The organism is Sphingomonas radiodurans, from assembly GCF_020866845.1.
Taxonomy (GTDB): domain Bacteria; phylum Pseudomonadota; class Alphaproteobacteria; order Sphingomonadales; family Sphingomonadaceae; genus Sphingomonas; species Sphingomonas radiodurans.
On sequence record NZ_CP086594.1, the window covers coordinates 2329851 to 2356019 of the forward strand.

At 65.7% G+C, this 26169-nt stretch carries 30 protein-coding genes; 9 read left to right on the forward strand and 21 right to left on the reverse strand.

From position 1 onward, the window contains the following. Positions 1–247 precede the first annotated feature (247 nt). On the forward strand, positions 248–625 hold the full coding sequence (locus LLW23_RS10830; protein ID WP_228945414.1) for a response regulator: 378 nt from the start codon (positions 248–250) through the stop codon (positions 623–625). On the opposite strand, the gene LLW23_RS10835 is transcribed toward LLW23_RS10830, so the two are convergent. The 3 genes from LLW23_RS10835 to LLW23_RS10845 all read right to left on the reverse strand — a co-directional run bounded on the left by LLW23_RS10835 (position 626) and on the right by LLW23_RS10845 (position 2826). Beyond that, complete coding sequence (locus LLW23_RS10835; protein WP_228945416.1) at positions 626–1696, reverse strand: 5-(carboxyamino)imidazole ribonucleotide synthase; 1071 nt, start codon at positions 1694–1696, stop codon at positions 626–628. Then, positions 1693–2169 carry a 5-(carboxyamino)imidazole ribonucleotide mutase gene (purE, locus tag LLW23_RS10840; RefSeq protein ID WP_228945418.1) on the reverse strand — a complete coding sequence of 159 codons (477 nt, stop codon included), beginning with the start codon at positions 2167–2169 and terminating at the stop codon, positions 1693–1695. The genes LLW23_RS10835 and purE overlap by 4 nt, the downstream gene beginning before the upstream one ends. 81 nt (positions 2170–2250) lie before the next feature. Next, positions 2251–2826 carry an alpha/beta hydrolase gene (locus tag LLW23_RS10845; RefSeq protein ID WP_228945419.1) on the reverse strand — a complete coding sequence of 192 codons (576 nt, stop codon included), beginning with the start codon at positions 2824–2826 and terminating at the stop codon, positions 2251–2253. Between the two features lie 132 nt (positions 2827–2958). Between LLW23_RS10845 and LLW23_RS10850 the strand changes: the two genes are divergently transcribed. Further along, positions 2959–4371: an amino acid permease gene (locus LLW23_RS10850; RefSeq protein ID WP_228945421.1), complete on the forward strand. Its 1413-nt coding sequence runs from the start codon at positions 2959–2961 to the stop codon at positions 4369–4371. On the opposite strand, the gene LLW23_RS10855 is transcribed toward LLW23_RS10850, so the two are convergent. The 9 genes from LLW23_RS10855 to LLW23_RS10895 all read right to left on the reverse strand — a co-directional run bounded on the left by LLW23_RS10855 (position 4358) and on the right by LLW23_RS10895 (position 12607). Further along, positions 4358–5050 carry an NRDE family protein gene (locus tag LLW23_RS10855; protein WP_228945423.1) on the reverse strand — a complete coding sequence of 231 codons (693 nt, stop codon included), beginning with the start codon at positions 5048–5050 and terminating at the stop codon, positions 4358–4360. The two genes, LLW23_RS10850 and LLW23_RS10855, sit on opposite strands and share 14 nt — an antisense overlap. A gap of 10 nt (positions 5051–5060) precedes the next feature. Next, complete coding sequence (gene folP / locus LLW23_RS10860) at positions 5061–6107, reverse strand: dihydropteroate synthase (protein ID WP_228945425.1); 1047 nt, start codon at positions 6105–6107, stop codon at positions 5061–5063. Between the two features lie 11 nt (positions 6108–6118). Next, positions 6119–7261, reverse strand: coding sequence for a site-specific DNA-methyltransferase (locus LLW23_RS10865; RefSeq protein ID WP_270049232.1), 1143 nt, complete (start codon positions 7259–7261; stop codon positions 6119–6121). A gap of 177 nt (positions 7262–7438) precedes the next feature. Further along, positions 7439–8047 (reverse strand): ribonuclease HII, encoded by a 609-nt coding sequence (locus LLW23_RS10870; protein WP_228945427.1) that lies wholly within the window; start codon positions 8045–8047, stop codon positions 7439–7441. Then, complete coding sequence (locus LLW23_RS10875) at positions 8035–9276, reverse strand: bifunctional hydroxymethylpyrimidine kinase/phosphomethylpyrimidine kinase (RefSeq protein ID WP_228945429.1); 1242 nt, start codon at positions 9274–9276, stop codon at positions 8035–8037. Before LLW23_RS10875 ends, LLW23_RS10870 begins: the two co-directional genes overlap by 13 nt. A gap of 225 nt (positions 9277–9501) precedes the next feature. Next, positions 9502–9726, reverse strand: coding sequence for a DUF1272 domain-containing protein (locus LLW23_RS10880; protein ID WP_228945431.1), 225 nt, complete (start codon positions 9724–9726; stop codon positions 9502–9504). 10 nt (positions 9727–9736) lie between these two features. Beyond that, a complete protein-coding gene (locus LLW23_RS10885) occupies positions 9737–10180 on the reverse strand; it encodes an acyl-CoA thioesterase (RefSeq protein ID WP_228945433.1) in 444 nt (147 codons plus the stop codon). Positions 10181–10447: 267 nt separating this feature from the next. Continuing rightward, complete coding sequence (locus LLW23_RS10890; RefSeq protein ID WP_228945435.1) at positions 10448–11227, reverse strand: sulfite exporter TauE/SafE family protein; 780 nt, start codon at positions 11225–11227, stop codon at positions 10448–10450. Positions 11228–11398: 171 nt separating this feature from the next. Then, positions 11399–12607: an LL-diaminopimelate aminotransferase gene (locus tag LLW23_RS10895; RefSeq protein WP_228945437.1), complete on the reverse strand. Its 1209-nt coding sequence runs from the start codon at positions 12605–12607 to the stop codon at positions 11399–11401. Positions 12608–12716: 109 nt separating this feature from the next. On the opposite strand from LLW23_RS10895, the gene LLW23_RS10900 reads away from it, so the two are divergent. The 4 genes from LLW23_RS10900 to LLW23_RS10915 all read left to right on the forward strand — a co-directional run bounded on the left by LLW23_RS10900 (position 12717) and on the right by LLW23_RS10915 (position 15997). After that, entirely contained in the window at positions 12717–14453 is a 1737-nt protein-coding gene (locus tag LLW23_RS10900; protein ID WP_228945439.1) for a PHA/PHB synthase family protein, read from the forward strand. An 82-nt stretch (positions 14454–14535) separates the two neighbouring features. Then, on the forward strand, positions 14536–15210 hold the full coding sequence (locus tag LLW23_RS10905; RefSeq protein ID WP_228945441.1) for a phasin family protein: 675 nt from the start codon (positions 14536–14538) through the stop codon (positions 15208–15210). Positions 15211–15339: 129 nt separating this feature from the next. After that, the gene (gene clpS / locus LLW23_RS10910; protein ID WP_228948548.1) at positions 15340–15669 is read left to right on the forward strand and encodes an ATP-dependent Clp protease adapter ClpS; all 330 of its coding nucleotides are present in this window, start codon (positions 15340–15342) and stop codon (positions 15667–15669) included. A gap of 22 nt (positions 15670–15691) precedes the next feature. Continuing rightward, a complete protein-coding gene (locus tag LLW23_RS10915) occupies positions 15692–15997 on the forward strand; it encodes a hypothetical protein (protein ID WP_228945442.1) in 306 nt (101 codons plus the stop codon). Here the strand turns inward: LLW23_RS10915 and LLW23_RS10920 are convergent. Beyond that, positions 15969–16733: a Crp/Fnr family transcriptional regulator gene (locus LLW23_RS10920; RefSeq protein ID WP_228945444.1), complete on the reverse strand. Its 765-nt coding sequence runs from the start codon at positions 16731–16733 to the stop codon at positions 15969–15971. The two genes, LLW23_RS10915 and LLW23_RS10920, sit on opposite strands and share 29 nt — an antisense overlap. A gap of 129 nt (positions 16734–16862) precedes the next feature. Here LLW23_RS10920 and murA point away from each other — a divergent pair, with 129 nt between their 5' ends. Next, positions 16863–18146, forward strand: a complete 1284-nt coding sequence (gene murA, locus LLW23_RS10925) for a UDP-N-acetylglucosamine 1-carboxyvinyltransferase (protein WP_228945446.1) — start codon at positions 16863–16865, stop codon at positions 18144–18146. A 21-nt stretch (positions 18147–18167) separates the two neighbouring features. Here the strand turns inward: murA and LLW23_RS10930 are convergent, their stop codons facing one another. The 8 genes from LLW23_RS10930 to LLW23_RS10965 all read right to left on the reverse strand — a co-directional run bounded on the left by LLW23_RS10930 (position 18168) and on the right by LLW23_RS10965 (position 25585). Beyond that, entirely contained in the window at positions 18168–18875 is a 708-nt protein-coding gene (locus LLW23_RS10930) for a hypothetical protein (RefSeq protein ID WP_228945448.1), read from the reverse strand. 120 nt (positions 18876–18995) lie between these two features. Then, positions 18996–19520, reverse strand: a complete 525-nt coding sequence (locus tag LLW23_RS10935; RefSeq protein ID WP_228945450.1) for a GNAT family N-acetyltransferase — start codon at positions 19518–19520, stop codon at positions 18996–18998. 59 nt (positions 19521–19579) lie between these two features. Next, the gene (locus LLW23_RS10940; protein ID WP_228945451.1) at positions 19580–21040 is read right to left on the reverse strand and encodes a flavin-containing monooxygenase; all 1461 of its coding nucleotides are present in this window, start codon (positions 21038–21040) and stop codon (positions 19580–19582) included. A 139-nt stretch (positions 21041–21179) separates the two neighbouring features. Further along, entirely contained in the window at positions 21180–21602 is a 423-nt protein-coding gene (locus LLW23_RS10945; RefSeq protein WP_228945453.1) for a hypothetical protein, read from the reverse strand. A 105-nt stretch (positions 21603–21707) separates the two neighbouring features. Next, positions 21708–22043 carry a hypothetical protein gene (locus LLW23_RS10950; protein WP_228945455.1) on the reverse strand — a complete coding sequence of 112 codons (336 nt, stop codon included), beginning with the start codon at positions 22041–22043 and terminating at the stop codon, positions 21708–21710. Positions 22044–22173: 130 nt separating this feature from the next. Continuing rightward, a complete protein-coding gene (locus tag LLW23_RS10955; protein ID WP_228945457.1) occupies positions 22174–24438 on the reverse strand; it encodes an NADP-dependent malic enzyme in 2265 nt (754 codons plus the stop codon). 50 nt (positions 24439–24488) lie between these two features. Continuing rightward, positions 24489–25085: a DNA-3-methyladenine glycosylase I gene (locus tag LLW23_RS10960; RefSeq protein WP_228945459.1), complete on the reverse strand. Its 597-nt coding sequence runs from the start codon at positions 25083–25085 to the stop codon at positions 24489–24491. Then, positions 25082–25585 carry a methylated-DNA--[protein]-cysteine S-methyltransferase gene (locus LLW23_RS10965; protein ID WP_228945461.1) on the reverse strand — a complete coding sequence of 168 codons (504 nt, stop codon included), beginning with the start codon at positions 25583–25585 and terminating at the stop codon, positions 25082–25084. The genes LLW23_RS10960 and LLW23_RS10965 overlap by 4 nt, the downstream gene beginning before the upstream one ends. A gap of 109 nt (positions 25586–25694) precedes the next feature. Here LLW23_RS10965 and LLW23_RS10970 point away from each other — a divergent pair, with 109 nt between their 5' ends. Next, positions 25695–25871 (forward strand): antitoxin, encoded by a 177-nt coding sequence (locus LLW23_RS10970; RefSeq protein WP_228945463.1) that lies wholly within the window; start codon positions 25695–25697, stop codon positions 25869–25871. After that, on the forward strand, positions 25859–26134 hold the full coding sequence (locus tag LLW23_RS10975) for a type II toxin-antitoxin system RelE/ParE family toxin (protein WP_228945465.1): 276 nt from the start codon (positions 25859–25861) through the stop codon (positions 26132–26134). The genes LLW23_RS10970 and LLW23_RS10975 overlap by 13 nt, the downstream gene beginning before the upstream one ends. Positions 26135–26169 lie beyond the last annotated feature (35 nt).

Consider the following 26169-nt stretch of genomic DNA (forward strand, 5'->3'; position numbering starts at 1 on the left):
TCTTACCATGACATGTGCGACGACTAGCACAGGTTATAGCCGCCAGGGGACGGCGCCTTACACCCGACGCTGGGCGGCCCCCGTACAAGATCCCGCGAATGGGGGAACTGCTTTGATCGAAAGCGCTGGCGTATCGCCGAAGACGGTACGACAATCGTTAGCCGATAGCGGCAATGTAAGCCGGTCGGCACGTGTTTCTTCATTGCTCAGGGCGGCCGCGGGTCGGCCGTAGGAAAAGGGATTTGCAGTGACCAGCCCATCGTTGAAGGGGCGGCGAATCCTGATCGTGGAGGACGAGTATTTCATCGCCTCCGACCTGAAGCGCGTGCTGGAAAGCGTCGAAGCCGACGTGATCGGCCCTGTGGGCGATCTTGCGTCCGGGTTGGACCTCGCGCATCGCGAAGCGCTCGATGCCGCGATCCTCGATGTGAACCTGGAGGGGACGCTTTCCTACCGGCTCGCTGACTATCTGGAGCAGCAGCACGTGCCGCATGCCTTTGTGACCGGCTATGATGGCTGGTCGATGCCGGAAGTGTACCGTGATCGGCCGCGGATCACGAAGCCGTTTACCGATGCTAGCGTGCTGGCGGCCGTCGCTGCGCTGTGCGGCAACGCGAGCCGCTGATCAGCTGCGCTGGACGCGCGTCACATGACCCATCTTGCGGCCCGGGCGAACCTCGCGCTTGCCGTAGAGGTGAAGGTGCGCGCCCGACTCGGCGAGCAAGTCGGCCCAGCGGTCGACATCGTGGCCGATCAGATTTTCCATGGTCACGCCGGCACCGACCAGCGCGGTATCGCCGAGTGGTAGTCCACAGATCGCGCGGACGTGGTTCTCGAATTGCGAGGTCACCGCGCCCTCGATGGTCCAATGGCCCGAGTTGTGGACGCGTGGCGCCATTTCGTTGAACACCGGGCCGTCGGGCGTGGCGAAATATTCGCACGTCAGCACGCCCACGTGGCCGAGCGCGTCGGCGATGCGCCCGGTCAGCGCCGCGGCCTCGGTCCACAGCGACGCGATCTGTGCTGGCGCCGGCACCGTGGAGCGGGCGAGGATCGAATCCTCATGCTCGTTCCATGGCGGGGGGTAGCTCACCATCCGCCCGTCGCAATCGCGCACCAGCACGATGGAGAATTCATGGCTGAAATCGACGAACGCCTCGAGCACGGCGGGGCCGGCGATCGACTCCCAGGCGCCATCGGCATCGGCCGGGGATTGCAGCCGGACCTGGCCCTTGCCATCGTAGCCCATGCGGGTCGTCTTGAGCACCGCCGGCGTACCGATCTCCGCGATTGCCGCGTCCAGCGAGACGCGTGAATCGACCGCCGCCCAGCGCGCCGGCGTGCCGCCGACGTTGGAGACGAACTCCTTTTCGGCGATGCGATCCTGCGCGACGCGCAGGCTGGCGGGCGAGGGGTGGACGGGCACACGGTCGGCGAGCCATTCGACCGGAACTGCCGAGATGTTCTCGAACTCGTAGGTCACTACGTCGCATTGCGCGGCGAAATCGGCGAGCACGATTCGGTTGTGGTAATCGGCGCGGGTGAGCGCCGAAGCGGTCTGCGCGGCGACGCTCTCGCGATCGGGCGCGAGGACATGGGTGCGATAGCCGAGCTGCGCGGCAGCGGTCGCGATCATCCGGCCGAGCTGCCCGCCGCCGAGAATGCCAATTGTCGATCCGGGCGGTAACGGCGTCATTCGGGTGTCTCCGCGACTCGCTCGGTCTGCGCCGCGCGCCATGCCTTCAGCCGCGTCGTGAGCGCCGCGTCGCTGGTAGCGAGGATCGCGGCGGCGAGCAGCCCCGCGTTGATCGCACCAGGCTTCCCGATCGCGAGCGTGCCGACCGGGATGCCGCCGGGCATCTGGACGATCGAAAGCAGGCTATCCATGCCCTTCAGCGCCTTGGATTCGACCGGGACGCCGAGCACCGGCAAGTGTGTCATCGCTGCCGCCATGCCGGGCAAATGCGCTGCCCCGCCCGCGCCAGCGATGATCACTTTGAGCCCGCGGTCGGCGGCCTGCGTCGCATAGTCGTAAAGGCGTTGCGGGGTGCGGTGCGCGGAGACGACGCGCGTTTCGTGCGCGACGCCGAGCGCGTCGAGCGTCTCGGCCGCATGGCGCATCGTTTCCCAATCGGACGTGGAGCCCATGATGATGCCGACGTGCGCCATCAAAGGCGGTTAGCGAGGAGGGAAGAGGAGGGCAACAAGGGACTTGGTTAAGCCGGGCCGCCCGACGAGAAGACCTGTCGCTTACTGACGCTGGAGCGGGTGCAGCGCCAGAATGCGTTCGATGTCACGCTCGACCACCTTCGCGGTCACGCGCTCGACCAACCGCTGGGCGCTGCGCCACGAAAGCAAGTCACCCTTGCGCTGGCGATGACCGTCGATCAGGCGGCTGCCCCAGCTTTCGATCGCGCTGACCGGCGCGGAGGCGGCGTCGCCGGCAAGCACTAGCGAGGGAAACGGCAGAGCCACCGCGGGAGACGCGAATGCCTCACGGGTGCCTGCACCCGCTGCGGGTGGATCGAAGAGCAGCGCGCCGGCGACCCGCGACACATAGCTGCGCGGGGTGAGTCGCGCCCACCATGACGCCGCATGGCAGCCGATCCCCTCCGCCACCAGCACAACCGCGCGATCGGCGCGGATCACCGCAGCATCGAGTTGCGCTGCCCAGATCCCGCGCCGGTCGCCGGGTTCGAGCGCAACGTGATCGTCGCCAAAGCTAGGCCAACGCAACCGCGCGTTCCATGCGGGCGATTCGATCCCCGGCGCTGCGATCGTGATGATCGAGAAACGGCTCGGCATCTCCAGCTCGGCGGTTGACATGCGTTGCACCCTTGTTCGTACCCCGTGACGATCATGCCACGCTGCGGCAGATCGCAGCAATGACGATCAGCGTGGCGGTTGCCCAATCGCCGCCGACGCGGCACGGTCCGTCGCTCATAACAGGGGAAGCACATGTTCGGGCCGCGCAAGTCGCTGGAGTCGGTTACGCAGCACGCACACGGACAGGCGCTCGCCAAGACCTTGTCGTGGCCGCACCTGATCGCGTTGGGGGTCGGTGCGATTGTCGGCACGGGGATCTACACGCTGACCGGCGTCGGTGCGGAGCGCGCCGGGCCGGCGGTGATCCTCGCCTTCGCGATCGCGGGCGCGGTGTGCGCCTGTGCGGCGCTGGCCTATGCCGAACTCGCTACGATGATACCGGCCGCGGGCAGCGCTTATACGTTCAGCTATACCGCGCTCGGTGAGGCGCTGGCGTGGATCGTGGGATGGAGCCTGATCCTCGAATATTCGCTGGCCTGCGCGACGGTGGCGGTAGGTTGGTCGGGTTATCTCGTCGGCTGGATTCAATCGGCGGGCATCGTACTACCGCCGGCGTTGCTCAGCGGGCCGCATGGTGGCGGGATCGTCAACCTGCCCGCGGTCATGGTCGCGCTGGGGGTGATGGGAATGCTGATCGCTGGCACGCGCGAGAGTGCGACGCTCAACATCGTGCTGGTCGTCATCAAGCTTACCGCGCTTGGCGTGTTCATCGCCTTCGCGCTGCCGGCGTTCAATGCCGACAATCTGCATCCGTTCATGCCCTATGGCTTCGGATCGGTGGAAACGGGCGGCGAGAAGCGGGGTGTGATGGCGGCGGCGGCGATCGTGTTCTTCGCCTTCTACGGCTTTGATGCGGTGGCGACATCGGCGGAGGAGGCGAAGAACCCGGGGCGGGATCTGACGATCGGGATCGTAGGATCGATGCTGGTCTGCACGGTGATCTACATGCTCGTGGCGGTGACCGCGATCGGCGCCATGCCGTTCCTGCAGCTCGCCAATTCGCCCGAGCCGCTTGCGCTGGTACTGCGATCGCTCGGCCAGCCGGTGGCGGCGTATCTGATCGCGCTGGCGGCGATCATCGCGCTGCCGTCGGTGATCCTCGTGATGATGTACGGGCAGAGCCGCGTCTTCTTTACGATGGCGCGCGACGGGCTGCTGCCGCGCCGGCTTGCGACCGTCAGCCCGCGGACGGGCGCACCGACGCTGATCACCCTGGTAACGGGCGTGTCGATCGCGATCGTTGCTGGTATCTTCCGGCTCGACGAGATCGCTGAGCTGGCCAATGCCGGGACGCTGCTGGCGTTCATCGCTGTCGGCGCGTGCTTGATGGTGCTGCGCAAGCGTGCGCCCGGTGCGGAGCGGCTGTTCCGTTGTCCACAACCTTATGTCGTGGGCACGCTGGCGATCCTGGGCTGCCTGTATTTGCTGTTCAGCCTGCCATCGTCGACTATCGTGCGGTTCGTGATCTGGAACGTGATCGGGCTGGCGATCTACTTTCTCTATGGTCGGCGGCACAGCGTGGAGGGTCGGGTCACCGCCAGCTGAAGTCGAGGCGGGTTTCGCCATCGGGCACGCCCGCCGGGCCGAAGCGGCGCTCGACGATCATGCCGTTGCCTGCCGTATCCACTGCGATCACGGTGCTGCACCGTGTGCCGTAGACGCCGTCGCGGATGAATACCGGGCGTTCGCCGGCTGGCGCTTCGTCGGCGAGCAGATCGAGCACGGCGGAGGCCGGGCGGGTCGAGGCGATCCATTCGGCCAGCGCCATCGTCAGCGTGCGCGTGCGCGGTGACGGCGGATCGAGTGGGCCGTTCGCGATTCCGTGCAGCCCCGGTGCGAGCGGGCGACGCTCGATCGCGGGACGGTTGGTGCGGAAGCTCGCATCGTCCCCGATCGTCAGCAGGCTGAACCCGCCGAAGGCGCCGAGCATGTCGTCCGCCGGCAAGCTGCCGTCGCGCAGGTAATCCGCGACCAGCGCGCCGCGCGAAGGCGCGTCGCCGTCGCGTGGGTAGCCCGCGACGTTCGTGACGACGGCGAACCGCCGCGCGTCCGATACGCCGATCCACCCGCCGCCCGACACGAGATCGCGACCCGATAGGACGTGTGGTGCGTCAGTCCAGCGGGCGAGCGGGGCGGCGGCGCGGGTGTGAAATTCGTCGCGGTTGCCGGCGACGACGAGCTGCCACTTCGGGTGGGCGGCAAGGGCCAGCGCCACGACGCACATCAGCGTGTACTCACCCCACGAAGGCCCGGTCGCGCAGGCCGCGCCAGACGCGCAGCGCCTGCACCGTTTCCGGCACGTCGTGGACGCGCAGCAATTGCACCCCGGCCTCCGCCCCCTTCAGCGCGAGCGCCACCGAGCCACCGAGCCGCTCGCCCGCCGGCGCTTCGTTCGACAAGGCGCCGATCAGTCGCTTGCGGCTCGCCCCTAGCATGACCGGGCAGCCGAGACCGTGGAAGATCGTCAGCGCGTTGATCAGCGCGAGATTGTCCTGCAGCGACTTGCCAAAGCCGATCCCGGGATCGACGATCACGCGCGAGCGCTCCACGCCGGCCGCGACCACCGCCTCGATGCGTGCTTCGAGCCAGTCGAAGACGTCGGTCACTACATTGCGATAGCCATCGCCGCCGTGCGGCCCCTTGGTTGGGTCGGGCGAGTGCATCAGGATCACGGGGCAGCCGGTGCGCGCGACGACGTCGAGCGCGCGCGTGTCCCACAGCAGAGCTGACACGTCATTTACGATCGCGGCGCCTGCGGCGAGCGCGCGCTCCATCACCAACGCCTTGCGTGTGTCGATCGACACGAGCGCGCCAGCCGCCGCCAGCCGCTTGATGACGGGCACGACGCGCTTGGCTTCGTCCTCCTCCCAGACAAGCGTCGCGCCCGGCCGAGTTGATTCACCCCCGACGTCGATCAGCGCGGCGCCGGTGCCGGCCATCGTCATGCCGGCCGCGGCTGCGGCAGTGGGATCGTCGCTATGCGCGCCGCCGTCGGAGAAGCTGTCAGGTGTGAGGTTGAGGATGCCGGCGACCACGGGCTGGTCGAACCGCAACGTGCGTGGGCCGAGGGTGAGCGCCGGTCGCGGTGCGGTGATGCGGCCGTGTAGGGTGACTGCTCGCTCGCCAAGTGACGCAACCTCGGCAACCGGGACGACGCGCTTTGTGGCGGCTTCGGTAACCTCATAGGCGGCGAACCACTGCATCCCGCCGGCCAGCCGCTCGACTGCGCCATCAGGATACGCGAACGGCGCATCGACGAACTGGACCGGGAGTAGGTGCATGACGGCGGAGACTAGACCTGTGTCGCGAGCAGGTACGTCTGGCGCAGTGAATCGATCGGTGTCAGCACCCCTGCGGCCTCATGGTGCCAGAAGGTCCAGCCGTTGCACGCCGGTGCCCCCTGCAGCGTCGCGCCAAGCTTGTGGATCGATCCGATGGTGCCGCAGTCGCTCGCCAGGCTTCCGTCGGCACGCACCGTGGCGCGCCAGCGGCGCTTGGCATCGGTGACGATGCTGCCGGCGGGGAGGTATGCATTCTCCACGAGCACGCCGAACGCGACCTTGGGCTGCTGGCGCGGGCTCTGCATCGTGGTCAGCGAAGATTCGTCGAGCGGCAGGGCGGCGGCGATGCGCGCCTTTGCGGCATCGATATAGCCCGTCTCACGCTCGATCCCGATCCAGCGCCGGCCGAGCCGCTTGGCCACCGCACCGGTGGTGCCGGTGCCGAAGAACGGATCGAGCACCACGTCGCCGGGCTTAGTGCAGGCGAGCAGGATGCGGTACAGCAACGCTTCGGGCTTTTGCGTCGGGTGAACCTTGTGGCCGTCAGTGCCCTTCAGCCGCTCCTGCCCGCCGCAGATCGGGAATTCCCAATCCGAGCGCATCTGGAGCTCGTCGTTCAGCGTCTTCATCGATCGGTAGTTGAAGGTGTATTTCGCTTTCTCACCCTTCGACGCCCAGATCAGCGTTTCGTGCGCGTTGGTGAAGCGCGTGCCGCGGAAATTGGGCATCGGATTGGCCTTGCGCCAAACGATGTCGTTGAGGATCCAATAGCCGAGATCCTGCACCGCGGCGCCGACGCGGAAGATGTTGTGGTAGCTGCCGATCACCCAGATCGTGCCGTCCTCCTTCAGGAGACGGTGTGCCTCGGCCAGCCAGGCGAGGGTGAAGGCGTCGTAATGCTTCAGGCTGTCGAACTTGTCCCAATCGTCGGTCACCGCATCGACATGGCTGCCGTCGGGACGGAACAGCTCGCCGCCGAGCTGGAGGTTGTAGGGCGGGTCGGCGAAGATCATGTCCACCGACTTCGCCGGCAGCGCACGCATGTGGGCGATGCAATCGCCCATCAGGATCTCGTCCAGCGGCAGCACCGCCGGTGGTGTGGCAACGGGCGCCGCCTTTGCGCTGCGGACGCGCGCCTTTTCGATGACCCCCATTGATTCCCCCATTTCGCACGCGATGGTCGCCGCGCGGCGGACTCGTCGTCAAGCGGACAATGGTTAACGAACATCATTGCGAAGTCGTTAACGAAGCGGAACATTTCGCGGCCCGCCCCAGATGTTGAGTCCCGCGCGCCGGCAGGCCTCAAGCGGTGGGGTGTGGCGCAAAAGACTCTAGAATTGCAGAACCGTCTGCGCGACCGGTGCGAAACTGCGACGGTGGAGCGGGCAGGGGCCATGTTCGGCCAAAGCGCGGCGATGCGCGGGCGCGCCATAGCCCTTGTTCGACGCCCAATCGTACTGCGGATATGATTCGTGGTGCTGGAGCATGATCGTGTCGCGGGTGTGCTTCGCGACGATCGAGGCGGCGGCGATCGAGCGGCTGAGCGCGTCGCCGCCGACGATCGGGGTGGACGCATAGCCCCAGCGCGGCAGGCGATTGCCATCGACCAAGACGTGACCGGGCGCGCAGCCGAGTTTGGTTGCGATCTGATCGACCGCGATCGTCATCGCCTTCATCGTCGCCCAATAGATGTTGAGCGTGTCGATTTCGTCGGCCTCGACGATCCCGACGCCGACGATCGCGCAGTCGGTGATCCGTGCGCAGAGGCGGGCGCGCTCGGTGGCGGGGAGCTTCTTCGAATCGTCGATGCCTCTGGGGACGTTTCTCGCCGGCAGGATGACGGCCGCGGCGACGACAGGGCCGGCGAGCGGGCCGCGGCCGGCCTCGTCCACTCCGGCGACAGGGGCGAGATAGAGGCGTTCGTGTTTCAATCCGGGCATGTCAGCCGCCATGGCGGGAAGCGGCGGTTCTCGCCAGCGGTGTAGAGACGAAGCGCGTTGCCGGCGGGGTCGGAGAGTCGGGCTTCGCGCCAGCCCCAGCTCTGGTCGATCGGATCGGTGACCGCGATCCCGTGCGCGCGGGCGGCTGTTACGGCGACGTCGAGGTCGGCGACTTCGAGGAAGAGGATCGGTTTTGCATCGATCTCGTCGGCGGCCTCGATCGAAAGCGTGGTGCCGCCGGCGCTTTCGAAGCGGGCATAGCGGCCGTCGCTGTCGACGATCGGAGTGAGGCCGAGTTCTTTGTAGAAGGCGAAGCTTGCGGCGTGGTTGGTGGCGGGGAGGGTGATCTGGTTGGGGGTCGCGCCGCCGACGTCGCTGTCGAGGCGGACCTTTTGGTGGCCCATCGGGCCGTGTCCGGCACCGAGACCCGGGGCTTCGCGGAGTGCGATGCGGACGAACCGGCGGGCGCGGGCGGTCGCTTGCGGAAGGGGGAGGCCGCGGCCGAGGCCTTCGGCGATCGCGCTGGCGAGGGTGCAGCCGGTGCCGTGGGTGTGCGGGGTGTCGATGCGGGGGGCTGTCCAGCTGGTGACCTCACCGCTCTGGTCGAGCAGGCGGTCAGTAATCTTGTCGCCTTCGGCGTGGCCGCCTTTCACGAGGAGCGCTGCGCCGGTTTCCAGCACCGCGCCCTTGCCGCCAAGTGCGACGAGTTCGGGGAGGTTGGGGGTGACCAGCGTCGCCAGGCGCATCAGGCGGTCGAAGGCAGTGATCGTGTCGGCGTCGGCGAGGATCGAACCGGAGGTGGCGATCATCACTGGGTCGAAGACGATCGGAAGCCCTCTCCCCTTCAGGGGAGAGGGTTGGGAGAGGGGGAGGGCGGCGGACGGGGTGGCTTGGGACTGCCCCTCTCCCCGGCCCTCTCCCCGCGAGCGGGGAGAGGGAGATAGGGTTTCCAGCACGTCCGCTACCGCATGCGCCGTCGCGGCCGAGCCGATCATGCCGATCTTGACCGCGTCGACGCCGATGTCGTCGATGCAGGAGCGCATCTGCTGGACGACCATTTCGGTCGGGATCGGGTGGACGCCCTGCACGCCCACTGTGTTCTGCGCGGTGATGGCCGTCACGGCTGTCATCGCGTGGCCGCCGAGCATCGTGACGGTCTTGATGTCGGCCTGAATGCCGGCGCCGCCGCCGGAATCGGAACCTGCGATGATTAGGATCCGGGCTGTCATCGACGATTGCAAAAAACGAATGTTGAGTAAGTTGAGGCTGTGGCGCGTTTTTCTCCAACAGCCTCAACATTCGTTGGGGTGATGGGAGAGGGCGTAGGGAGGCGGACGATGCTCATCGGCTGCGATTAGATCATGATCGGGCAGAGTAGGACAGCCATTGCGGCGTGGTTCTCTTCGGGCAGGCCCTCCCCCGACCCCTCCCGCAAACGGGAGGGGAGATTAGGATCAACTGGCGAAGTGGCGCTTCGTCGAGGCGGGATGCTTCTTCAGCGAGGCGCCGATGCGGGCGGGGCGGTCGAGGAGTTCGCCGCCGCAATTGAGGCAGCGTTCGTCCATTGCCTCGGCGCAGTCGGCGCAGAAGGTGCATTCGAACGAGCAGATGAACGCGCCGCCCTGATCGGCGGGAAGATCGGTGCCGCAGCGTTCGCAGTCGGGGCGCATGTCGAGCATGTCGGTTGCCTTACGCGACGCGATCGGGCTGTGCCACCATCAGCGCATTCAGGAACTGGCGGACGTCGCCCTCGATCGGGACCGGGCGGCCGGTCGGCAGATGGACGTTGACGCTGACCAGCTCGATCACGTTGCACAGATCGCCGTGCTGGTTGGCGAGATCGAAGCGCTTGGTGATGCTCGAAGTGCCCATCCGCTCGATCCGCACAGATGCTTCGACGGTGTCGCCGAGCACCAGCGGTTTGAGATAATCGACCGTGGCGCGGCGGACGTGGAATTCCATCTCGCGCCAGGTTTCGCCGAGCGCGGCTTCGATCCCGGTCCATTCCCAGAATTCAGTGACGGCGACATCGGCATATTCGAGATAGCGCGAGTTGAAGACGACGCGTTGGCCGTCAATCTCAGCGTAGCGGACCTTGAAGGCGGTGGAGAAGGCGAAGCCGGGGCGGGGCATTTGGGTGGTCCTATGTTCATTTCCGTTCGTCCCGAGCGAAGTCGAGGGACAAGCCACGTACGGGTTGCTTTGGGCATGTGCCTCGACTTTGCTCGGCACGAACGGTTTGTCATCTCCCGGTCGCCCTGAGGAGGTGCTGAGCAGAGCGAAGCGCCGTCTCGAAGGACATGTGCTTCGGGACGGCATTTCGACAAGCTCAATGCCTCCTCAGCACGAACGGGTATGGAGAGGCTAACAAGAATGGGGGGCGGCTAGCAGGGGGGCGTGCTACAAAATCAGCTTCAGCCCCACCAGCCCGAGCGTCGTCGCGAGGATCGGGGTGAGGACGCGATCGGTGACGCGCGATGCGATCACGCTGCCCAGCACGATGCCGGGGATCGATCCGGCGAGGAGCGAGGCGAGCAGCATCATGTCGACCGAACCGAGCCACCAATGGCCGAGCCCGGCGATCAGCGTCAGCGGCACGGCGTGCGCGATGTCGGAGCCGACGAGGCGGTTCACCGGGGCGAGCGGGTAGAGGATGAGCAGCGCGGTCATGCCGAGCGCGCCGGCGCCGACCGAGGTGAACGACACCAGCACGCCGAGGATCGCGCCGAGCATCACCGTGAGAGTCGCGAGCCGCCGCTCGCTCATGCCGTCGAAATATGGGGCGACGCGCGCGACGATCCGCGCGCGGAAGAATGTGGCGAGCGCGGTGAGGACCAGCGCCACGCCGAGGACAACCGCGATCGTCGCGCCGGTCTCCTTCGCCGTTGTGCCGGCACGGCTCAGCACCAGCAGCGTGAGCAAGGCGGCGGGCAGGCTGCCGGTGGCGAGCCGCCGCACGATTGCCCAATCGACGGTGCCGCGCATGCCATGCACCGCGCTGCCGACCGTCTTGGTCGCCGAGGCATAGAGTAGGTCGGTGCCGACCGCAGTGGCGGGGTGGAAGCCGAAGGCGATAACCAGCAGCGGCGTCATCAGCGATCCGCCGCCGACGCCGGTCAGCCCGACGAGCATGCCGACCATGAGGCCGGCGAGCGAATAGAGCGGGTTATAGCCGTCCATGTGCCCCCGCCGTGCGCGAATCGGTCGGCGATCTGCTGTCCGTCACCCCGGCCTCGGGCCGGGGTCCCGCTGTTTCTCGCAGTGTGAAGAAGAAGCGGGACCCCGGCTCGAGGCCGGGGTGACGGGAGAAAATGGAAGCGATGCGTCGGTGCAGCACCGCGCCGATCGTGCTCAACCGGCGTTCCGGGCGGGCGTGTTTACTCCCATGCTGGCGAGATACTTTCGCACGTTGCGCGCCGCTTGGCGGAGGCGCTGTTCGTTCTCGACCATCGCGATGCGCACGAAGCCCTCGCCATTCTCACCGTAGCCGACGCCAGGCGCGACCGCGACCTTGGCGTGGGTGAGCATCTGCTTGGAGAATTCGAGACTGCCAAGGTGCGCGAGCGCTGGCGGCAGCGGCGCCCAGGCGAACATGCTGGCGCGCGGGGAGGGGATGTCCCAGCCGGCGCGGCCGAAGCTTTCGACCAGCACGTCGCGGCGGCGGTGATACAACCGCCGGTTCTGCTCGACGATGTCCTGCGGGCCGTTGAGCGCGGCGCAGGCGGCGGCCTGGATCGGGGTGAAGGCGCCGTAATCGAGGTACGACTTCACGCGCGTCATCGCCGCGATCAGCGTCCTGTTGCCGACCGCGAAGCCGATCCGCCAGCCGGCCATCGAATAGGTCTTCGACAGCGAGGTGAATTCGATCGCGACGTCCTTCGCGCCGGGCACCTGCATGATCGAGGGGGTCGGGTTCCCGTCGTAATAGAGCTCGGAATAAGCGAGGTCGGAGATGATCCAGACCTTATTCTCGCGTGCCCAGGCGACGAGCCGCTCGTAGAAGGCGAGGTCGACCGCCTCGGCTGTCGGGTTCGACGGATAGTTGACGACGAGGATGCTCGGACGCGGGACGGTAAATGCCATCGCACGTTCGAGGCTTTCGAAATAATGCTCGTCGGGGGTGGTCGGCACGGCGCGGATGGTTGCGCCGGCGATGATGAAGCCGAAGGTATGGATCGGGTACGACGGGTTGGGCGCGAGCACGACGTCGCCGGGCGCGGTGATCGCGGTGGCGAGGCTGGCGAGCCCTTCTTTCGAGCCCATCGTGACGACGACCTCGGTTTCCGGATCGATGTCGACTCCGAAGCGGCGGCCGTAATAGTTCGCCTGCGCGCGGCGCAGGCCGGGGATGCCCTTCGAGGCGGAATAGCCGTGCGCGTCGGGCTTGCGCGCGACTTCGATCAGCTTTTCGATGACGTGCTCGGGCGGCGGCAGATCGGGATTGCCCATGCCGAGATCGATGATGTCCTCGCCGCCCGCGCGCGCCTGCGCCCGCATCGCATTCACTTCGGCGATGACATAGGGTGGCAGGCGCTTCATGCGGTAGAATTCGTCGGACATGGCAAGCCTCGTGCTGGGAACAGCGGCATAGACGCTGCGTTGGCTTAGCGGAAGCAGGCAGGTTTTCGCGGTCACAAAGCCGCGCTATGCTGCTTCGCGAGAGGACGTCATGACCGATCAGCAAGCCACCCCGAACCCGGACGCGCCGGCACCGGCCACCGCGACGCCGAGCCTGGCGGACCTGCAGCATTGGACGTGGGTGATGGGGCGAGGGCAGCAGATGATGCTCGAGCAGGGGCTCGCCTCGCTGAAATCGGTGCCGACGTTCGACAATCCGGCGCTGGCGCAAGTGCGTGATTTCTGGACGGACAGCCTGACGCTGTGGCAGCGAATGCTCGATCCCAAGGCGCCGCGGCCTGAGGAGCCGGCGGCCCAGGCGCGCGACAAACGCTTCAAGGCCGATGCGTGGCGCGAGAACCCGGTGTTCGACTGGATCCGCCAATCCTATTTCATGATCTCGGATCATATGCTGCGCAGCATCGACGCGATGGACGGCGTCGACGACAAGCAGAAAGAACAGATGCGCTTTGCCGCGCGCGGGCTCGTCGATGCGATGAGCCCGTCGAATTTTCCGCTGACCAACCCCGAGGTAATAGCCAAGACGGTCGAGACGCGCGGCGAGAATCTGCTCAAGGGGCTGCAGCATATGCTCGCGGACATGAGCCGTGGGCAGCTGACGCATACGCCCGGCGATGCGTTCGAGATCGGTCGAAACCTGGCCGTCACGCCGGGCAAGGTGATCCACCGCACGGCGCTGTACGAGCTGATCCAGTATACGCCGACGACGCCTGACGTGCTGGCGACGCCGCTCGTCATCTTCCCACCGTGGATCAACCGGTTCTACATTCTCGATCTCACGCCCGAGAAGAGCTTCATCCGCTGGTGCGTCGATCAGGGCATCACGGTGTTCATGGTGTCGTGGAAGTCGGCCGACGCGTCGATGAAGGACGTGGTGTGGGACGATTATGTCGCCGCGCAGGTCGATGCGATCGATACGGTGCGCGCCGTGCTGGATGTGCCCGCGGTCCATGCGATCGGCTATTGCGTGGCGGGCACCACGCTCGCCGCGACGCTGGCGCTGCTGACCGCGCGCGGCGAGGCGGACAAGGTGAAGAGCGCGACGTTCTTCACCGCGCAGGTCGATTTCGCGCAGGCGGGCGAGCTCAAGCATTTCATCGAGGACGATCAGCTGGCGATGGTGCGGTCGCTGTCGTCGGAAGGGTTCCTCGACGGGCGGTATATGGCGGCGACGTTCAACCTGCTGCGCGGGCGCGACCTGATCTGGAATTACGTCACCAGCAACTATCTGCTCGGCAACGATTATGTGCCGTTCGACCTGCTGCACTGGAACGGCGATACGACCAACCTGCCGGCGAAATGGCACCTGAGTTATCTAACCGATCTGTATCGCGACAATCTGCTCGTGACGCCCGGCGCATTGTCGATCGCGGGGACGCCGATCGACCTGACGATGGTCACGACGCCATCGTACATCCAGGCGGGGCGCGAGGATCATATCGCGCCGGCCGAAAGCGTGTTTGAGATCACGCGGCATTTCCGCGGGCCGATGGAGTTCGTGCTGGCCGGATCGGGGCATATCGCTGGCGTCGTCAATCCGCCGGCGGCGCAGAAGTATCAGTATTGGACCAACGACGCTGCCGTGGATTCGCTCGATGCGTTTGTCGCCGGGGCTTCCGAGACGAAAGGGAGCTGGTGGCCGCATTGGCTTGAGTGGCTGGGCGGGCATGGCGACGAGCGTGTCGCCCCGGATGGCGCGCGCGTGCCCGGCGGTGGCGCGATGGCGGCGATGGAGGATGCGCCGGGGAGCTACGTGCGTGCCCGCTGAGGGCAATTGCTGCACTGCACAAAAGTCTTGATTTAGGGCCGACGTTTCACTATTGTGCAGCGCAGCATAGGGAGCCGTTTGCATGTCCGATACGCCAGTGACGCCGACCAGCCTCGACGAGATCGTGCTGTCGGCAAGCGCAGAAGGGCCGAGCCCCGTGCCATCGGTGCTGAAGGCGCCGGTGACCAAGACGGCCAAGAAGCCGGCCCCGGCGGCGAAGATCGCCGCAACGCCAGCGCCAGAGCAGACCAGCGTACCACCGCAGACCGAAATCACGCCCCCCGCCGCTCCGGCGGAGAGCATCGCAAAGGAATCCAAGATGGTCGAAACGATCCAGATGATCACCGACAAGACCAAGACCGCGTTCGCCGACGTGAACGAGCGTGCCAAGGCGCAGATGGAAAAGGGCGCGCAGTCGTTCCAGGAAATGGGCGCGTTCAACAAGGGCAACCTCGAGGCGATGGTCGAATCGTCGAAGATCGCCGCCAAGGGCGTCGAGAAGATGAGCCAGGACGCGGCGCAATATGCCAAGGCCTCGTTCGAGCATGCGACCAGCGCGTTCAAGTCGATGTCGACCGTCAAGTCGCCGACCGAGCTGTTCAAGCTGCAGAGCGATTACATGCGCGCCACGTTCGACGCGTTCGTCGCTGAAGCTTCGCGCTCGACGGAAGCCACGCTGAAGCTCGCCGGCGAGATCGCGCAGCCGATCTCGAACCGCGTCGCGCTGGCCGCCGAGAAGGTAAAGACCGCCGCTTAATAGCGACGGACTTGTGTGAATGTGGGGCGGTCGTCGCAAGACGGTCGCCCCGTTTTCGTTTCAGGCCTTGCCCTTGGCGCCCCGCTTGCCATATTTTGTCGAGTGACGATGACCACCTATTCGATCAGCATGGCCGAGCGACGCGACGATGGCGGTGACGAGGGCACCGGCGTCGGCATCGCGACGCGTACGCGCTCCAAGACGAAGCAGCCGACGCCGTATCGTGTGTTAATGCTCAACGACGATTACACGCCGATGGAGTTTGTCGTGCTGTGTCTGCAGCGTTTTTTCCGGATGACGTCCGAAGAAGCGACTCGCGTGATGCTGCACGTCCATCAGAAGGGCGTCGGCGTGTGCGGGGTGTTCAGCTACGAGGTCGCGGAGACGAAGGTGGGCCAGGTGATGGATTTCGCCCGCGCGAATCAGCACCCGCTGCAATGCACGCTGGAAAAGGCCTGATCGCCCGCGGGCGCCGCTTGCCATGATGCTCCTCGCCCTGCTCGCCACCACTGCGGCAGTATCGGTGGGCCCGGCAGCGCCGGAGCGCACCGCCTGGTATACATGCCTCGAAGATTACGCGCAGGTCGCGATGGCGAGCACGAGTTCTCCTGCGGCGATCGCGATTCAGACCGACCGCGCGTGCAGCGCCGAGCGCAAGGCGTTCCAGGTCGCGCTGTGGCGTTCGCGCGAGGTGAAGGGTGACGGCGCTGCGCTCAATGCTCGCTTCGCGGTCGAGGACCGCGCCGCCTATGGGCATGTCATTCGGTTTGTCGAGCGACTGCGCTGATCGTGGCTGCGGCCGGCAACCACGACAGGTCGATACCCGCCATTCGATCGACATAGTTCGCCGCGCGCGCAAGCCGTGGTTCATCGAGAATCGTCACGCGACCCGACTCGCGGGCGATCATTTTCTCGTCCTCGAGTTGCCGCAGCATGCGGTTGACGTGGACGGCGGTAAGCCCGGTCGCGTCGCCGATCTCCTCCTGGGTCAACCCTGGCACGAAGCTATCGCCCAGCGCGGGATCGATCCGGCGCAACCGATCGCGTACCTCTAGCAGGATCGCAGCGACCCGTGCCTTCGCCGAGGTCCGACCGAGGCCTGCCAGACGATCGGTCAGCGCGACGCGCTCGATCTGGTCGATCGCGACGATTGCAGCGAACAGCCGCGGTTGTTCGCAAGCGAGCCGTGACATCATCGGCCGATCGAACGGACAAACCACGCTGTCCGACAATGCCGTTACCGCCTCGCGCGCGCGCGAATAGGCGAGCGCCGACATCGCGATGATGTCGCCCGGAAACAGGAACTGCAGGATCTGGCGGCTGCCGTCGTCGAGGATGACGAAGCTCATCATCATCCCGCGCTTCAGGATGAAAAGCTCGGTCGTCGCGTCCTTCTCGCGCACCAGCGCCGCGCCACGCCGCAGCGTGCGTTCGCGCTCCTCGATACAGTCGAGCAGCGCATGTTCGGCCTCGGTCAACACGATATACTCGCCGAGACGTTCGGCGAAACAACTACTTGGCACGCGGCGGAGGCCCCTGATTTTAAGGCCGAGACGCTAGTCACCAAACGGCGCGGCGCGCATTAAAGTCGATCAACCCTGCTGCCCTGCGCATCGCTTGGCGACGACGCCGACCTTCGTTAGAGCCATGGGATGGACCGTATCCTCATCCGTGGCGGCAATCGGCTGTCGGGCACACTGCCGATCTCGGGCGCAAAGAACGCCGCGCTCACCCTGATGCCGTGTGCGTTGCTGACCGACGAGCCGGTGACGCTGCGCAACCTGCCGCGACTGGCCGATGTCGATGGCTTCGGCCATTTGCTGAACCAGCTTGGCGCGTCGACCGCGATCCAGGGGACGCGGCCGGACGAGTTCGGCCGGGTGATGACGATCCGTGCCGGGCAGCTGACCTCGACCGAGGCGCCGTACGACATCGTGCGCAAGATGCGCGCGTCGATCCTGGTGCTCGGGCCGATCCTGGCGCGCGCTGGCGAGGCGCGCGTTTCGTTGCCGGGCGGGTGCGCGATTGGCAATCGCCCGATCGATCTTCATCTGAAGGCGCTGGAAGCGATCGGCGCGGAGCTGGAGATGAGCGCCGGTTACGTCACCGCGCGTGCGCCGGGGGGCAGGCTGCCGGGCGGGCGTTATCGCTTTCCGGTCGTCTCAGTCGGCGCGACCGAGAATGTCGTGATGGCTGCGGTGACCGCGAAGGGCAGCTCGCGGATCGAGAATGCCGCACGCGAACCCGAGATCGTCGATCTGTGCAATTGCCTGGTTGCAATGGGCGCGCATATCGATGGCATCGGCACGGAAACGCTCGAGATCGAGGGCGTGCAGCGGCTCCATGGCGCGACCTATGCCGTGATGCCCGACCGGATCGAGGCGGGCAGCTATGCCTGTGCGGCGGCAATCACTGGCGGCGAACTCGAGCTCACCAACGTCGATGCCGAGAGCATGGGGGCGACGTTGTCGGCGCTTGTCGATGCAGGGGCGCTGGTGGAGCCGCGCAAGAACAGCGTCTTCATCAAGGCACAGGGCCCAATCCAGCCGCTGACGCTGTCGACCGCGCCTTTTCCAGGGTTCGCGACCGACATGCAGGCGCAATTCATGGCGATGCTATGCATGGCGGATGGCGCGAGCATGCTGACCGAGACGATTTTCGAGAACCGCTACATGCACGTGCCCGAACTCGCGCGGATGGGCGCGGACATCACGGTAAGCGGGCGTACCGCAGTGGTGCGCGGCGTTGATCGCCTGATCGGCGCGCCGGTAATGGCGACCGACCTGCGCGCGTCGATGAGCTTGATCCTCGCCGGACTGGTGGCCGATGGCGAGACGTCGGTGGCGCGGGTGTATCACCTCGATCGCGGCTATGAGCGGCTGGAGGAAAAGCTGAGTGCGGTGGGGGCGGATATCGAGCGGGTTAGCGACGGTTGATCGCTTCGCGGTGCGTGCCTGCTAGGCGGCGACCGCATCCTCAGACCGCGCGCGAACCTTATCGGCCGGCGAGAACTCGCCCTCGTGCGTGTCGGCGTAGACTTGTGCCTGGCTGACGATCACGTCGTAGGTCTTCTCGTTGTAATAAGCCTTGATGTAGCGTTCGAGCATCGCGTCCGCATCGTCATCGAGCCGGCGGGCGGCGTTGAGCGGAAAGATAATGCGATGGCAGTAGAAGCTGAGATCGGCATATTCGGCCGAGGCGACGCCGATCGTGCGGACATCTTCGGCAACGCCCTGGATGAACGCGCAGAATGAATCGAAGCACGTCCGGTACATGTACATGTCAGGATCGCGCCAGTCGGGATCCCGATAGACTTTCAGCGCGCGGATGAAGCGGCCCCAGTCGATCTCGAAATAGTCGTCGGCGGTGCGATGGCGATCCCAGGCGGGAGCCGTGCGGGATGTGCGCATCGCGGCGAACAGCGGCTGGAACGGCTCGGGGATACGGGCCGGGCCTTCGCGCCAATCGAGGATGCGCGAGACCAGCGCGATATTCGGATTGTTGACCATTTCCGACAGCAAGGTGCGGACGAACTCGGATCGCTTCCAGCGCCGTTCCTCGTCGTGATGTTTACGCGAGATATAGATCTGCGAGCCGGCGAAGATGAAACCGGCGGCAGTCACGAGCGCTCCAATCAGCGATGCGGCCGCCGATGGATCGGCCATGATCCATTCGATTTTGCAGATCAGCCGTGATGAATATTCACAGGCAAAGCCCTGTGCAACCTTACCCGCCATTCGTTACGTCCCCCCGGAGCATTCAGCGTACGGATCGCCCGGGGAGGATCAAGCCGCGTGGTGCAGCCGCTTCGCAAAGACGTGGGACACGGTCGCAAAGCCATGGCGTTCGAAAAAGCGGTGTGCGCCATGATTGTCGAGCCCGCTTTCGAGAAACAGCCAGTCGATCCCGCGCTCGGCCACCCGTGCTTCGACCGTTGCGAGCAGCCGTTCGCCGATGCCCAATGATCGCTGCGCCGGATCGACTGCCATATCCTCCAGTACCGCGAAGCGGCGGCGGGCACTTTCTTCCCAGGCGAGCACGACCATGCCGACGATCGCGCCGTCAGGGTCGAGCGCGACCAGCAGATCGCGTTCCTCACCGAGATCGAGGAAATCGTCAGCGTATAAAGCCGGCAGGCCATCAGCCCAGACCTTGCCGTCCGGGCTGAGGCCAGTCTGGATTTCGCCGTGACTGATATAACGCGTGTCGGAACCGATTACCGCGCCCGCGAACGCCGCGGCCGCGCGGGCGATTGCCTCCGACTTGTCCCAGCGAAACGAAATCTCGCCATGCTGCAGCGGTTGGCCCATTTCTGCTTATCCCTGTCGGCTTGCCATTGCGGCGTCGCTAGCAGACCGACCGGGTGCCGTCACCGTAGCGCCACGGCCTCGCGGTCGAGCACGGCGGTTTCCTCGGCGTAGCTCGCACAGTCGCCAGCCCAGTTCTGATACACGCGACCGTTCGCCGCCTTGTACCAGCTGCGGCAATGCGGATCGGCCCAGACGGTGTTCGACAGCAATTGCGTGATCCGCTCGTTGAAGCGGCGCTGGCCGTCGGGGGTGACCTCTGCCGCCTTCGCTTCTTCGGCTTCGAGTGTCGCGAGCGTCTGGAGCATGTAACCGACCTGCGCCTCGATCATGAAGCTGATCGAATTATGCCCGAGGTTCGTGTTCGGCCCGTAGAGCATGAACATGTTGGGGAAGCCGGCGACCATGATGCCGAGATATGCTTCGGGGCCGTCCTTCCAGGTGTCCTTCAGCGTCCGGCCGCCTTCGCCCACGACCTCCATCGACCAATCCCATTGTGTCGTTTCATAGCCGGTCGCGAAGATCAGCACGTCGAGATCGTGGAAGCCGTCCTTGGTGCGCACGCCATCGGCCTCGATCCGCTCGATCCCGGCGGTTTCCAGCGTGACGTTGTCGCGCATCAGCGCAGGGTAGAAGTCGTCGGTAATCAGAATGCGTTTGCAGCCGATCGGATAATCGGGGGTCAGCTTCGCGCGGAGCACCGGATCGGGGACTTGCTCTTCGAGCAGGTCGAGCGCGGTGCGGGTGTAGCCGGCGCGGCCTTCGGGGGTGAATTTGAACGCCTGCCAGAAATACGCGTCCGCGGTGTCGAAGATCATCGCGCGTTGCTGGGCGCCGAGCTTCATCGCCATCTCGACGTTGGTCGCCAGCAGCATCTTCATTTCGGGCGTGACGTGATGATCGTTGCGCGGCACGACCCAATTGGCGGTGCGCTGGAAGACGGTGAGATGACCTGCGATTTTCGCGACCTCGGGGATCAGCTGAACTGCGCTGGCAGCAGAGCCGATCACGCCGACGCGCTTGCCGGCAAGGTCGACGCTGTCGTCCCACTCAGCGGCATGCCACTTGGCGCCCTTGAAGTCGGCGATGCCGGCAATGTCGGGGAAGGTCGGCCGGCTGAGCTGGCCCAGCGCGGGGACGATCGCGTCGAACGTTTCGGTCGCGCCGGCCTCGGTTTCGATCGTCCAGCTGTTGTCAGTGTCGCTCCACGTTGCGCGGGTGACGTCTTCGTTCAAGCGCAACGCGTCGGCGAGACCGAACTGATCGACGAGGCCTTTGGTGTAGTCGTGGATCTCGGGACCGCGCGCGTAATGGTGGCTCCAGCCGTGGTTCGGCGCGAAACTGAACTGGTAGAGGATGGCGGGCACGTCGCAAGCGACGCCCGGGTAGCGGTTCGCCCGCCACGTGCCGCCGACCGAATCGGCATGTTCGAAGACGGTGACATCATGCCCCGCTTCTCGGCCCTTGATGGCGGCGCATAGCCCGCCCATGCCGGCCCCGATGACCGCGATCCGCTTGCTCATTCATACTCTCCGCTGGCGGACTGTCGCCGCATGGGAGGCAGAATGCCGCGTCGGCGGCGGAGAGGGAAGGGGTATTAAGTCGATCGCGTTAGATTTGCGCGCCGGTCGCTCCGTGAAGCAACCGGCGCCCAAGGTAACCTTAGCGGCAGCGCACGTTGTTATTGTTGCGACCACCGCGATCGACCGACTGGCCAAGCGCTGCGCCGCCGGCGCCACCGAGCAGGGCGCCGAGCAGGCCTGAGCCGCCGGGTGCCAGCGCGGTGCCCAGGACACCGCCGGCAAGTCCGCCGACGATTAGGCCCGTCGTGCCGTCGTTACGGCGGCAGTAATAACGCCCGTCCCGGCCGGCGTAGACGCGGTCGTTCTGCGAGAGGCGGCGTTCGCGATAGCGGCGATCGTCACGATAATAACGATCGGCTTCGTAGCCGTTGTAAGCCGGATCGGGCCGGTTGTAATCGTAGCCGGCATAATTGTTGCCGCCGCCGAAGCCACCGCCGTTGGTGCCCATGCATCCGCTTACCATTACTGCTGCGCTTACCGCGGCCAACGCTACTTTCCGCATCGCTTCCTCCAAATTCGTTCTAGACGAAGGGGTAATGGCCAGAACCCCGTGTTGGTTGCGTATCAAAACGTGGCCGCGGCGATGCGGAAAGAGACGCTATAAGGATCAGCGGCGGTTCTGCCGGTCATTCCGCTCGATCTGGACGCGTGCGCTCAGGCGATTGAAGCGCGTGTTGAGATCGCGCCGCTCGCCCACCGAAAGCCCGCCGCCACTGCGCCGGTAGCGATTTTCCAGATTGCTGAGGTCACGGAATTGCGCGCGCAGGCGGAGAGCTTCGGGCCGGGTCAGCGAGCCGTTGCGCACGCCCTGGTCGATCCGCACGTCGATATTGCGCTGACGCTGGTTGATCGACTGCCACGCCTGCGCCGAAGCGGGGACGGCAGCGGCGGCCATGCCGAGGCCGGCAAGCGCAAGGCCGATGGTCTTGAACGAGCTCTTCATGAAATGTCTCCTTTTGGTCGTCGCCGTTCGGGCGACAACCAAGGAGATAGGGGGCGAATGTCGCGAACTTGTGCCGCGGTTCGGTGAGAAGTGTAACGAGGCGTCGCGTGGTCGATGCGATTGTTCAGGTTCAGCGTGCGATGCCGCCGGCGGCGAGCACCGCCAGCGTCATGAGGTCGCTTGCGGTCGACGTCATCGGCGCGATCTGCACCGGCTTTTCCATGCCGATCAGCATCGGCCCGATGACGCTGTCGCCGCCGAGCTCGCGCAGCAGCTTGGCCGAGATATGTGCTGACTGCAGGCCCGGCATGATCAGCACGTTGGCGGGGCCGGAGAGCCGCGCGAAGGGGTAGTTCGCCAGCTGCTTGGGGTTGAGCGCGACATCGGGCGTCATCTCGCCCTCGTATTCGAAGCCGACCTTGCGTCCGTCGAGCACTGTGATCGCCTCGCGCACATTGTCGAGGAACGAGCCCTTGGGATTGCCGAAGGTCGAATAGCTGAGGAAGGCGACGCGCGGCTCATGCCCCATGCGACGCGCGACGGCGGCGGTCTGTTCGGCGATGTCGGCGAGCTGCACCGCGTTGGGGCGCTCGTTGACTGTCGTATCGGCGATAAACACCGTGTGGCTCTGGCCGACCATCAGGTGGATGCCGAACGGCGTGCGGCCGGCCTCGGGATCGATCACGCGGCGTACCTCGCGCATCGATTGCGCCCAAGTGCGCGTGACGCCCGTGATCATCGCATCGGCGTGGCCCATCTGCAGCAGCACCGCGCCGAACGTGTTGCGATCCTGGTTGATCATCCGCTCGCAATCGCGGCGCAGATAGCCGCGGCGCTGGAGCCGCTTGTAGAGGAAGTCGACCATCTCGGGCACCAGCGGCGAGACGCGGCTGTTGTGCAGCTCGTATTCTTCGGGGTTGGCGATGCCCAAGGCGCGCAGCCGATCGGGCACGTCGTCGCGCCCGACGAGCACCGGCGTGCCGTAGCCGCCTTCCTTGAAATTGACCGCAGCGCGCAGCACGACCTCTTCCTCGCCCTCGGCAAACAGCACGCGCTTGGGGTGCGCGCGGGCGCCCTCATAGGCGAGGCTGAGCACCGACGTCGTCGGATTGAGGCGCGCTTTCAGGCTCTGGCGATAGCCCTCCATGTCGAGGATCGGGCGCGTCGCGACGCCCGAATCCATCGCCGCCTTGGCAACCGCGACCGGCACGATCTCCATGAGGCGCGGATCGAATGGTGCGGGAATGATATATTCGGCGCCGAAGAAATGCTGCACGCCGTAAGCGGCAGCGACTTCCTCGGGCACGCGTTCGCGCGCGAGCATCGCGATCGCCTGTGCGGCGGCGATCTTCATCTCGTCGTTGATCCCGGTCGCACGCACGTCGAGCGCGCCGCGGAAGATGAACGGGAAGCCGAGCACGTTGTTGACCTGGTTGGGATAATCCGAGCGGCCAGTGGCGATGATCGCGTCGGGACGCGCGGCCTTGGCGAGTTCGGGGCGGATCTCGGGCTCGGGATTGGCCATCGCGAAGATGATCGGCGCGGGCGCCATATCCTTCACCATCTCGGGCGCGAGCGCGCCAGCGGCGGAGAGGCCGAGGAACACATCGGCGCCGGTCAGCGCCTCGGTCAGCGTGCGTGCCTCGGTCGGCACGGCGTGCGCCGACTGCCACTGGTTCACATTCTCACGGCCCTGGTAGATCACGCCCTTGCGATCGCACATGATCACATTGTCCTGGCGAACACCCATCGCCTTGATCAGCTCGGTACAGGCGATCGCGGCGGCGCCGGCGCCGTTGACGACGACCTTGATGTCGCCGAGCCGGCGATTGGTGAGCAGGCAGGCGTTGATGAGGCCCGCGGCGGTGATGATCGCGGTGCCGTGCTGGTCGTCATGGAAGACGGGAATGTTCATCCGCTCGCGCAACGTCTGCTCGATGATGAAGCATTCGGGCGCCTTGATGTCCTCGAGGTTGATCCCGCCGAACGACGGCTCGAGCAAAGCGACGCAGTTGATGAAGGCGTCGACGTCTTCGGTATCGACTTCGAGATCGATCGAATCGACGTCGGCGAAGCGCTTGAACAGCACTGCCTTGCCTTCCATCACCGGCTTGGATGCGAGCGCGCCGAGATTGCCCATGCCGAGGATCGCGGTGCCGTTGGAGATGACGGCGACGAGATTGCCCTTGGCGGTATAATCATAGGCGGTCGCGGGATCCTCGTAGATCGCGCGTACCGGGACGGCGACGCCGGGCGAATAAGCAAGCGCGAGATCGCGCTGCGTCGCCATCGGCTTCGACGCGATGATCTCGATCTTGCCGGGGCGGCCCTCCGAATGGAAGAGCAGCGCCTCGCGTTCGGAGAACTGGAGGTTGGTGGTGGCTTCGTCGGTCATGGGTCGCTCCGCGGGGAGGAGGGGTCGCAAGAGCCTTTAGGGGCGGGTCGTCACGATGCAACCGTAGGTGCGCGCGGGGCAACCACGGGTGCGCACTGGCGCCGGAAGCAATCGGCCTGATGGTCGTTGACGATCCCGACCGCCTGCATCCAGGCGTAGACGATCGTCGGCCCGACAAATTTGAAGCCGCGCGCCTTCATGTCCTTGGAAATACGATCGGACAGCGGCGTCGTGGCTAGCCATTGCGCGCCATCGTTGACGATCGGCGCGCCATCGGTGAAGCCCCAGCAATAATCGTGGAACGCCTGTGGCCCCATTTCGAGATAAAGTTGCGCGCCGCGGATCGTGGCGACGATCTTGGCGCGAGCGCGCACGATGCCGGGATCGGCCATGAGGCGTTCGATGTCGGCATCGTCGAAAGCGGCGACTTTTGCGGGATCGAAGCCGGCGAAGGCGGCGCGGAAGCCCTCGCGCTTGTTGAGGATGATCTGCCACGACAGGCCGGCCTGGAAGCCTTCGAGCATCAGCATTTCCCACAGCATCCGTGGGTCGTGCTGCGGCACGCCCCATTCGGTATCGTGATAGACGCGCATGAGATCATTGGCCTGCGCCCACGAGCAGCGCGTCACCACCTGCTGCGCGGTCATGCCGCTTCCCGCGACGTGAGGACGCGGCGTTCCAGCGCGAGCAGGAGCTGCTTGTTGGGCAGACCGCCGCCGAAGCCGGTGAGCGCGCCGTTGGCACCGATCACGCGGTGGCACGGCGCGATGATCGGCAGCGGATTGCGCCCGTTCGCCGCGCCGACCGCGCGCGTCGCCGTCGGCCGGCCGATCGCGCGCGCGATGTCGCGGTAGCTGCGCGTCTCGCCGTAGGGGATGGCGAGCAACGTGGTCCACACAGCGCGCTGGAACTCAGTGCCGGTGGGGTCGAGCGGTACGTCGAATGCAGTGCGTGTGCCGGCGAAATATTCGTTGAGCTGGCGCGTGGCGGCGGCGATCACCGGATGATCGGGCGCCGCGACGCGCGGGGCGTAGCGCGCCTGCATCCGCGCATCGTCGTCCCACAGGATCGCGGCGAGCCCGGCGTCGGTGGCGACCAGCGTGAGATCGCCGGTGGGGGAGGGGATTTTATCGGTGGCGTAGGGCATCGTTCGGCTCCTTGCGGGCGACGATATCGCAGGTTTGCGGCGGCTGCATCCCGGGACTTGCGATCAACACTGACTCGCCAAGGCGGGCGGTGGAGGTTAATGTGCGCATATGAAGCACGAGCCCGGAATTTTCGAGAATCCCGATCCGGAAGCGGAAGCCGCCGCAGACGCGCGCGCGGAGGCGGACATTGCGGCAGGCCGCATCTACCAGCACGAAGAGGTTGTTGCGTGGCTTCGTACTTGGGGCACGCCGGACCGTCTGCCGTTCCATAAATGGCGAACGTGATTTGGACCGACGAGGCGCTCACCAACCTGGAGCTGATCGTCGACTATATCGAGCAGTTCGATCCTCAGGCTGCCGTGCGGATGGCGCTTCGGCTCATCAGCGCGAGCGAGAGTCTACGCGACTTTCCGAACCGTGGCCGCCCTGCCGGTGAGACCTTTCGTGAGCTACCGGGCGTTCGGCCGTACGTGATCCGTTACAGAGTAGCAGCCGAGATCGTTTACATCATCCGCATCCGCCACGGTGCTCGTCGGCCTGAAGACTAAGCGCCATGAGCTTGAACCTGCGTGGCTGACCCCAC